The 8,093-nt window shown below is 61.0% G+C and carries 14 protein-coding genes and 1 pseudogene; 13 read left to right on the top strand and 2 right to left on the bottom strand.

The features are described 5' to 3' along the window. The 11 genes from KBZ07_RS12780 to KBZ07_RS16345 all read left to right on the top strand — a co-directional run. Nucleotides 1–348, top strand: a 348-nt coding sequence (locus KBZ07_RS12780; protein WP_396124059.1) for a nucleotidyltransferase substrate binding protein, incomplete at its 5' end; no start/stop codon positions are given. Nucleotides 349–475: 127 nt separating this feature from the next. Beyond that, nucleotides 476–853 (top strand): hypothetical protein, encoded by a 378-nt coding sequence (locus tag KBZ07_RS12775; protein ID WP_254931969.1) that lies wholly within the window; start codon nt 476–478, stop codon nt 851–853. 20 nt (nt 854–873) lie between these two features. Next, complete coding sequence (locus KBZ07_RS12770; protein WP_254931967.1) at nt 874–1,155, top strand: hypothetical protein; 282 nt, start codon at nt 874–876, stop codon at nt 1,153–1,155. Continuing rightward, nucleotides 1,152–1,568, top strand: coding sequence for a PIN domain-containing protein (locus tag KBZ07_RS12765; RefSeq protein WP_254931966.1), 417 nt, complete (start codon nt 1,152–1,154; stop codon nt 1,566–1,568). The genes KBZ07_RS12770 and KBZ07_RS12765 overlap by 4 nt, the downstream gene beginning before the upstream one ends. 488 nt (nt 1,569–2,056) lie before the next feature. Next, a complete protein-coding gene (locus tag KBZ07_RS12760) occupies nt 2,057–2,278 on the top strand; it encodes a ribbon-helix-helix protein, CopG family (RefSeq protein ID WP_106501115.1) in 222 nt (73 codons plus the stop codon). Nucleotides 2,279–2,297: 19 nt separating this feature from the next. Further along, complete coding sequence (locus KBZ07_RS12755; RefSeq protein WP_254929046.1) at nt 2,298–2,510, top strand: type II toxin-antitoxin system RelE/ParE family toxin; 213 nt, start codon at nt 2,298–2,300, stop codon at nt 2,508–2,510. Nucleotides 2,511–2,677: 167 nt separating this feature from the next. After that, nucleotides 2,678–2,848: a hypothetical protein gene (locus KBZ07_RS12750; RefSeq protein ID WP_254931965.1), complete on the top strand. Its 171-nt coding sequence runs from the start codon at nt 2,678–2,680 to the stop codon at nt 2,846–2,848. Then, nucleotides 2,842–3,108, top strand: coding sequence for a DUF4351 domain-containing protein (locus KBZ07_RS12745; RefSeq protein WP_254931964.1), 267 nt, complete (start codon nt 2,842–2,844; stop codon nt 3,106–3,108). Before KBZ07_RS12750 ends, KBZ07_RS12745 begins: the two co-directional genes overlap by 7 nt. A 259-nt stretch (nt 3,109–3,367) precedes the next feature. Further along, on the top strand, nt 3,368–3,835 hold the full coding sequence (locus tag KBZ07_RS12740) for an antitoxin Xre/MbcA/ParS toxin-binding domain-containing protein (RefSeq protein WP_254931963.1): 468 nt from the start codon (nt 3,368–3,370) through the stop codon (nt 3,833–3,835). After that, nucleotides 3,832–4,302, top strand: coding sequence for an RES family NAD+ phosphorylase (locus KBZ07_RS12735; RefSeq protein WP_254931962.1), 471 nt, complete (start codon nt 3,832–3,834; stop codon nt 4,300–4,302). The genes KBZ07_RS12740 and KBZ07_RS12735 overlap by 4 nt, the downstream gene beginning before the upstream one ends. 189 nt (nt 4,303–4,491) lie before the next feature. Then, on the top strand, nt 4,492–5,421 hold the full coding sequence (locus KBZ07_RS16345; protein ID WP_254931961.1) for a DUF2887 domain-containing protein: 930 nt from the start codon (nt 4,492–4,494) through the stop codon (nt 5,419–5,421). 104 nt (nt 5,422–5,525) lie between these two features. Here the strand turns inward: KBZ07_RS16345 and KBZ07_RS12725 are convergent, their stop codons facing one another. Together KBZ07_RS12725 and KBZ07_RS12720 are read right to left on the bottom strand one after the other, a co-directional pair. Then, a complete protein-coding gene (locus KBZ07_RS12725; RefSeq protein WP_254931960.1) occupies nt 5,526–5,915 on the bottom strand; it encodes a type II toxin-antitoxin system VapC family toxin in 390 nt (129 codons plus the stop codon). A gap of 11 nt (nt 5,916–5,926) precedes the next feature. Further along, nucleotides 5,927–6,181, bottom strand: a complete 255-nt coding sequence (locus tag KBZ07_RS12720; RefSeq protein WP_254931959.1) for a type II toxin-antitoxin system Phd/YefM family antitoxin — start codon at nt 6,179–6,181, stop codon at nt 5,927–5,929. Nucleotides 6,182–6,244: 63 nt separating this feature from the next. Here KBZ07_RS12720 and KBZ07_RS12715 point away from each other — a divergent pair. Together KBZ07_RS12715 and KBZ07_RS12710 are read left to right on the top strand one after the other, a co-directional pair. Beyond that, nucleotides 6,245–7,240: pseudogene (locus tag KBZ07_RS12715) on the top strand (GDP-L-fucose synthase family protein). A gap of 309 nt (nt 7,241–7,549) precedes the next feature. Further along, nucleotides 7,550–8,093 (top strand): hypothetical protein (locus KBZ07_RS12710; protein ID WP_254931958.1); only part of this gene is annotated, 544 nt, incomplete at its 3' end.

The following is an 8,093-nucleotide window of genomic DNA, read 5'->3' as shown; positions in this document are numbered from 1 at the left end:
CTGGATCTGTTGCTGTGCGATCTTGGGTTAGCAGAGGTGAGAAGGTTGAGTTCTGCTCCCTTTCCTTCTGCGTTCATACGCCATAGTTATATCCATTCAGCAACTACCGCAAAGACCTGGAGCTCCTGGAGGATTTCCTGGAACACCCTGCGTGATCGGCTGCGCAGCCAGGGCGAGGCCTTCCTGCTGGGATCGCGGGACACCTTGCGGGACCGCCGTCTAACCAGCCATACCTACAACCTCGCCACAGCGGATGCCATTGCGGCGCAGATCATCGATTGCTACCTGCCATGTTTTCAGCAGCTACGCACCAGGCTGGAGCAACGGGTTCAGGAGGAGGCGCCATGACCATCCCGGCACAGCCGCAGGTTCAGGGCATCTGGCTATTCGGCTCGCGGATTGGACCTGCAGCGCTTGGCCGAGGCCGCTTAGGCCTCATTTCTGGCTAAGTTAGCTAAACAGAGGGTTGCTGATCGTGCAGGTCAACATGCTCGATGCCAAGAGCCAGCTCTCGTGCCAGCCCATGTGGATGCCGCTTTCAGTGAGGCTGTGGATCAACAGGTTGCACGGCTGTGTGGCAGCTGATGCGCCTGCTGCTCGACACCAGAGCCTCGCTGCTGGTGCGCTGCTTTTGCCTGTGCTGGATGGTCATGTGATTCAAACTGCCCAGCTCCCTCTGGTGCACCACGATTCTTTCGGCCACCTGTTGATTACCCAGGCCCAGGCCCAGGCCCAGGCCCAGGCCCAGGTCGAGAGTCTGATGGCGTTGTCATCGGACGCCCATTGGCCTGCTTACGACGTGCCACTGCGACGCCCTCGGCACTCCAGTACTGTTTTAGGTACTAAGCTTTAGGCTCCAGCGATCGCTGTGCCATGGATCAGCAGAACGCGCTCACCTCAGCTGAGCTCAAGCGTCGTGGGATTGCAGCGATTGAGCAGGCGCTGCAGCATGGACCAGTCCATTTGTTGAAGCGCAACCGATCGGCTGCTGTGGTGCTGAGTGAGCAGCACTACCGCCAGCTGCAGTTGCAGGCATCACGAGCTCCTGTGGCTGAAGCATCGGCGTTGCAGTGGCTGCTGGCCCTGCCGCCATCCACGAGCCCGCGCAGCAAGGCTGAGATCGATGCTGAGCTGGCAACTGAGCGCAGCTGGTGATTGCCTTCCTGGATGCCAGCGCACTGATCTATTTGGTGGATGGTGAGGCCCGATGGGCCGAAGCCACCCAGGCAACCCTCCATCAGCTTGCTGTCGAGGCACCTGATCTCCCACTGGCCGTGAGCCGCCTCAGCCTGCTGGAGTGTCGTGTGGCTCCACTGCGGCGGGGTGATCAAGCCTGTTTGGATCGCTTTGAGGCGTTGTTTGCCCAGCCAGATCTGCTGGTTGTGGAGCTCAGCGCCTCTGTGGTGGAGCTGGCGACCCAATTGCGCGCCAACCATGGGCTGCGTACACCCGATGCCCTGCAGGCAGCTTGCTGCCTGCAACTGGGGCCTGATGCCGTGATGATCACGGGTGATGCCGGATTTCAGCGCGTCCAGGCTTTGCAGGTGCGCTTGATTGCCTGCGCCTGATGCCCTGCTCGACTTTGAGGGTCCGGCCGACCTGGCCGCCTGGCTGGCCGCCAACGGCTGAAGCGGGGCCTTCGCGTCATAGCCGATCTGCCAGATCTAAATCTGGGGCTGGCACTGGCCTGCCCCTCAATCCGCACCGAGGGTGATGAGAGTGCTGGCGTGAACGTTCTGCTCGCCACCAACGTGTTGCCTGAAACGATCAAATGGCTTATGGCGTGTTTGAGCAGCCAGCCAGCACGGAGACCTAATTGAAGGCCCCCCACCCGCTGCTGCATCAAGTCAGCCCACTGCCGCACCGCAATCGGCGCACTGGCTTAGCGGGCTGTGTATTTGGGGCTGACACCTGAGATCACCGTTCTGGAGGTGCTGGTGCATCTCAATCCTGATCAGTGAAGCCCAACTTGAAGCCCTGTTTGGCCAGGCCTAAAACTTGGGCTGTGGCCCTACATTAATGTCATTGACATCTCCTCGACTTCGCGGTGACTCCCATGGTTCAGGTCACGGCCAGGCTTCCCGACACCCTCGGCGCTGAGCTTGATGCAGCGGCACAGCAGCTCAACCGCTGCCGAGCCGACATCATTCGTCAGGCAATCGAGTACTACCTCGACGACATCGAGGATTTGCGCTGTGGGGTGGCAGCCCTGAAGGACCCTGCCGACCCTGTTCTCGACTGGCTTGAGGTGCGAGATGCGCTGCTCGCTGCGGATTAAACGTTCTGCGGCAAAGGCGTTGGCCGCGCTGCCGAAAGCTGACCGGGTGCGGCTGGTTGAGGCCATCAACCTGCTCTGCGACACCCCAGCCGCCGGCTCTGCCCTCAAGGGTGAATTTGAAGGACTGCGGCGGTTGCGTGTAGGGAACTACCGCGTTGTCTATGAATGGCAGCGCAGCGAACTGGTGATCCTGGTGGTGCGCATCGGCCATCGACGCGAGGTCTATCGCTGACCTGCCTCCAACAAGTGCACGCAGCCAGTGAACACCGACCGCTGGTACTACCGGGTCTTCCAGAGCGCCCCCGGGGATCGGCTCTACCGCTACTGCCTCGCAGAAGCCTTGCGGCTTTGAAGCCCTCGAGATCAAAGAGCTGAGCCAGCAGCCCAATCTCGACCCCCTTGCTCAACCTGCTCACCCTGCCGGTGCGGCCCGAGAGCGAACTGGCAGCTAGCAGTCAGCAGATCCTGGCCAGTCGCCCTGATTTAAAAACAGTTGTACTGCCTATGCCGGTACAAAAATTTCCTGAACTCACCACGGCTGTTTCTTGCAGCACGCTCAAATCATGGTGATAGCCGGCCTCCCCCGAGAAGAGATCCTCCATACCAGGGCGATACAGGATTGGCTGGCAGAAGGCCGCCAGGAAGGCGAAGCCCGCGGCGAAGCCAAGGTGACCCTCCGCCTCCTCAACCGCCGCTGCGGCCCACTTACTGGCGCCACCACCACCCAGATCCAGGCCCTACCGCTGGAGCCGCTGGAAGTCCTAGCCGATGCCCTGCTCGACTTCCAGGGCCCGGCTGACCTGGCCACCTGGCTGGCCGCCAACGGCTGAAGCGGGGCCTTGATTCGACTGTTCAAACTGCTGGACGCATCAGAGTCACAGCCGATCTGCCAGATCTAAATCTGTGGCTGGCACTGGCCTGCCCCCCAATCCGCCCCGAGGGTGGTGAGAGTACTGGCGTGACCGTTCTGCTCGCCACCAACGTGTTGCCTGAACCGATGCGGGAACAGCCGGATACCTGGCGCTACAAGCGGTCTCGCCATTTGACGCTAGGATCGCTTCAAATGACGTTGCTTGGACTGATTAGCTCATGGCTTCTGTGATCCCTGCCACAACGCACAAGGCGTCTCAGGAGGCTGATCTGAGCCAATCGTTCTGGCAGCGCGCTGCCGAGCTCGGCGCCCTGGATGAACAGCAGCGCTTGGATGCGATTGAGCAGGGCTGGAGCAGCAGCTGGCTGGCGGCCCTGCGCCAGCACCTGCACCTCAAGGCGGCGGATCTTGAGCCATTGCTGGCCCTCTCGGAGGCCACGATGGCCCGCCGCAGCCGCGAGCAGGCGGCGCTGGATCTTGTTTCCTCCGAAAGGCTGGACCGGCTGATGGAGGTATTGAGCCTTGCTTATGGCGTGTTTGAGCAGCCAGCCAGCACGGAGGTCTGGTTGAAGGCCCCCCACCCGCTGCTGCATCAAGCCAGCCCACTGCAGCACTGCCGCACCGCAATTGGAGCGGGACAGGTGCGGCGTCTGCTCCAAGCGCTGGAGCACGGCGCACCGGTGTGAGCGAGGGTGTGATTCGGGCCTGGCGGCTTAGCAAGGCTCGATACGCCGGCGATCTCACCGGCCAGGGAGCGGCGCGCGATGGCCAGCGCTGGAACCAATCAGGGCAGCGGGCTGTGTATTTGGGGCTGACACCCGAGATCACCGTTCTGGAGGTGCTGGTGCATCTCAATGGTGTGTTGATCGCGCCGTTGGTGCTCAGTGCCTACGAGGTGCCTGCTGGGTCGGGCCTGATCAGTGAAGCCGAACCTGAAGGCCTGCCAGCAGGCTGGAACGCGATCCCCCATGGCCAGGCCAGCGCCGTGTTTGGTGGCGACTGGCTGCGGGACGGAGGGCAGCTGGGCCTTCTGCTGCCCTCGGTGGTGGTGCCTCAGGCCCGCAACCTGCTGCTCAATCCGCTGCACCCGGCCATGCCGAAGGTGGCGCTGGTGCATCAGGAGCCGTTCCAACTGGATGAACGCTTGGCCTAAAAATAGGGCTTGCAATTGGCCCTTAGGTGGATCAAAAAGGGCTTCTCCACGAGCCGCCAGAAACACCAGCCCGAATAACCCAGTCAGCCGCCTGCCGCCAACGAGACCCCGAACCCACAAAGCCCCTCACGGGTCGCAGCCCGAACCTCAAGCCGCGGCTACCTTTTCGCCAGCAAGCGCCCGCAGCCAGTGAATACCGACCGCTGGTACTACCGGGTCTTCCAGAGCGCCCCCGATCTGATCCGCGCCCTCCTGCCCGGCTCAGCCGCCGCCGACAACCCGCTGGGCCTCGACCCCGGCGCCCCCGGCGATCGGCTCTATCGCTTTGAGGCGCTCGAGATCAAAGAGCTCAGCCACCGCCTCGATGGTGTTTTGTGGCCGCGCCAAAGCACTGGCTGCGCCGAAACCGGCAGCCCCGAGTTCCCCGTGGTGCTGCTGGAGGTGCAAATGCACCCCGACCAAGGCTTCCACCACCGCCTGGCAGCACAGACCTACCGCTTTCTGCAGCAGCAGCCCCAAGTGGAGCACTGGGCGGTGCTGGTGATCACGCCCCATAGCCGCCTCAAGCTCGGCCCCACCAAGGCGCTGCAGCTGTTCCTGCAGCAGGTGGTGTGGCTCAGCCTGGAGCATCTGAGCCAGCAGCCAGATCTCGACCCCCTGCTCAACTTGCTCACACTGCCGGTTAGGCCTGAGAGCGAGCTGGCGGCCAGCAGTCAGCAGATCCTGGCCAGTCGGCCTGATCTAGACACGGTTGTGCTGCCTATGCTTGTGCAACGTTTTCCCCAGCTCACCGAGGCAGAAATCATGGTGATTGCCGGCATCCCCCGGGAAGAAATCCGCCACACCCGGGCGGTACAGGACTGGCTTGCCGAGGGACGCCAGCAGGGCCGCCAGGAAGGCCGCCAGGAGGGCCGCCAGGAAGGCGAAGCCAAAGGGCGCCAGGAGGGCGAAGCGGCAGTCACCCTCCGCCTCCTCAACCGCCGCTGCGGCCCCATCAGCGAGCCCACTACCGCCCAGATCCAGGCCCTGCCGCTGGAGCAGCTGGAATCATTGGCCGACGCCCTGCTCGACTTCCAGTGCCCAGCCGACCTATCCGCCTGGCTGGCCGCCAACAGCTGAAGCAACACCTCTAAGGTTGTTTTTGAGCGTCCGGACTTAGCGTCGGCAACGCCGCCCACCAATCCATCGGCCGTGGCTGCCGCTGGAGAAAAGAGCTGATGGCGCTACCAGAGAAGCCTGCAGGGGAACGCCTGAAGCGCTGGATCCACGGTCACCAGGGTGAGCCTGGCCAGCTCAGCCTGGGCGGCCAGCAAACGATCAAAGGGGTCGCGGTGGGGCAGGGGGTAGCTGCCAGCATGCAGGCCCTGTTGCAGGGTGATCGGCAACAGCTGAAACCCTTGGGCTGCAAGCAACCCGGGCAGATCATCGAGCAATTCCCTGGCCGCTGGCAGCTTTCCCAGACGCACCTTGGTGGCGATCTCCCAACCGGAGGCGGCGCTCACAACGACCGCATTGGCGGGATCGCTGATGGCGGCGTATGCGGCAGGCGAGAGACGATCCGGCTCAGCCAGCCACCACAGGAGAGCATGGGTGTCCAGCAACAGCTGCGTCATCACGGGCAAGGTCAGAGGAGAGGCTGCTCCAAGGCAGCAAGCTCCTCCTCCGGCAGAGGTTCCAGCAGCAGCTCCGGTGCTGGCAGGGTGATGCTGCCAGCCAGGACTCCGGCCTGGCGGCGCGGGCGAGGCTGCTCGAGAGGCACCAAGCGCGCCCAGGGCTTGCCTCCTTTGGCCACAAGGATCGTTTCGCCGGCGTGGGCGGCATCGATCAGCCGAGAAAAGTGGGTTTTGGCCTCATGCACATTCACAACACGTTCAGCCATGGGGCCCGGGTCCATTGATCACCAACTTAGTCCACCTGTGGACCAAGTGGGAGGCATCGGCTGATGGCGGCACTCATCACCCCCGCCGACCGCATCTTCGTGGCGGGCCACCGCGGCATGGCGGGCAGCGCCATCTGCCGGGCGCTGCAGCGAGCGGGCTACAGCAACCTGCTCACGGCCAGCCGAGCCGAGCTGGATCTGGAAGATGGCCCAGCCGTGAAGCGCTGGTTTGAGCAGCTCCAACCCACGGTGGTGGTGCTGGCGGCGGCCAAGGTGGGCGGCATCCAGGCCAACAACACTTATCCGGCTGATTTCCTGCTCGATAACCTCAAGATCCAGACCAACGTGATCGAAACGGCCTGGCGCAGCGGCGTGCGGCGCCTGCTGTTTCTAGGCAGCAGCTGCATCTACCCCAAGTTCGCCGAGCAGCCGATCCGCGAGGAAGCACTGCTCACCGGGCCCCTGGAGCCCACCAACGAGTGGTATGCCATCGCCAAGATCACGGGCATCAAGCTGTGTGAGGCGCTGCGCCGGCAACACGGCTTTGATGCCATCAGCCTGTAGGCGAAGCCTTCTGCGAAGCAGTTGCCCACCAATCTGCATGGGCCGGGCGACAACTACCACCCCACCAACAGCCACGTGCTGCCAGCCCTGATCCGCCGCTTCCATGAAGCGGCCGAGCGCGGCGACGCTTGCGTGACTTGCTGGGGCAGCGGTACCCCCATGCGGGAATTCCTGCATGGGGATGATCTGGGCCAGGCCTGCGTGTTCGCTTTGGAGCATTGGCAGCCGGGACCGGAAGATCAGCAGTTACTCAATGTGGGAACGGGTGTGGATCTTACGATCCGCGAGCTTGCCGAAGCTGTGGCAGCTGCAACGGGCTTCCAGGGCGATATCCTTTGGGATACCAGCAAACCTGATGGCACCCCGAAGAAACAACTCGATATGAGCCGACTCTCAACACTCGGCTGGCAATCAAGAATCCAACTTGGCGATGGTTTACATACTACCGTGCAGGATTATTATAAAAGCTCTAAGTTCAATCAGCTAAGACTTTGATTGCACATTCCTTGATTGTGCGTTCATGCGCCGCTTCCCAAAAGTCTGAATCGCAGGGCAGGACTTTTCTAATTCTGTGCAGCAGCAGCGCTCGTCAATTGAACATGCCGGGCTCAAAATCGACGATCAAAGGAATAAGGCCTGGATTCGCATCTAGGCATATCCGTGATTACATTTAGCTAGTCAATGTATCATAGGCTCTCACAATTAGCGCTTTTCTTTAAGCACACTCCTCGCCTACAAAATGTTTTGCGTTTAGGTAGGCAAGGTGTCTGGAATTCTGCAGAATACATTTTCTTTCCTTTGCTGATGCTGGTGGCAACACCGGTATTTCTTCATAGCCTAGGAGCCAGACAATATGGACAATGGATGCTCTTGATCACTCTGGGAAGCCTGGGTGGATGGGCTGGCATGGGAATGGGAGCAGCCACTATTAGAGAAGTTGCTTCTGCTCATGGCAGAGGCGATCAGCATCGGGCAAGTGATTATATACGTGTTGCTTCCTTAATCGTTATTCTCGGCACTGTTTTTGTTGGACTACTGCTGATTTGTGCATTCGCGCTAGGAGCAAGCAGGATATTTTCTCAAATGGGTGATAGATCGGAGTTGTATCCGATCATTATTGGTGCGCCATTCTTGATCGCTTTTGATCAAATCGACAGCGTATTTTCAGGGGCGTTGCGTGGAGCAGAACGCTTCGGTATGGTTGCGCGCTTAGAGATGCTTTCAAAGACGATTATTGTCGGAGGCTGCCTTATAACTGCAGTTACTTCACATAGACTTGATCTGCTGATAGTTGTCAGTGTCGCACTTAATTTTGTCCGAGTTGCGATTAAGTCTTCGGCAGTTGCTT

This window comes from Cyanobium sp. BA20m-14 (assembly GCF_024346295.1).
This window is presented reverse-complemented; position numbering and strand designations above follow the sequence as displayed.

Excerpts from the sequence above, each read along its gene's own strand:
- KBZ07_RS12770 (WP_254931967.1), top strand. The coding sequence starts at position 874 with ATGGATCAGCAGAACGCGCTCACCTCAGCTGAGCTCAAGCGTCGTGGG.
- KBZ07_RS12745 (WP_254931964.1), top strand. The coding sequence starts at position 2,842 with ATGGTGATAGCCGGCCTCCCCCGAGAAGAGATCCTCCATACCAGGGCG.
- KBZ07_RS12725 (WP_254931960.1), bottom strand. The coding sequence starts at position 5,915 with ATGACGCAGCTGTTGCTGGACACCCATGCTCTCCTGTGGTGGCTGGCT.
- KBZ07_RS12740 (WP_254931963.1), top strand. The coding sequence starts at position 3,368 with ATGGCTTCTGTGATCCCTGCCACAACGCACAAGGCGTCTCAGGAGGCT.
- KBZ07_RS12720 (WP_254931959.1), bottom strand. The coding sequence starts at position 6,181 with ATGGCTGAACGTGTTGTGAATGTGCATGAGGCCAAAACCCACTTTTCT.
- KBZ07_RS12760 (WP_106501115.1), top strand. The coding sequence starts at position 2,057 with ATGGTTCAGGTCACGGCCAGGCTTCCCGACACCCTCGGCGCTGAGCTT.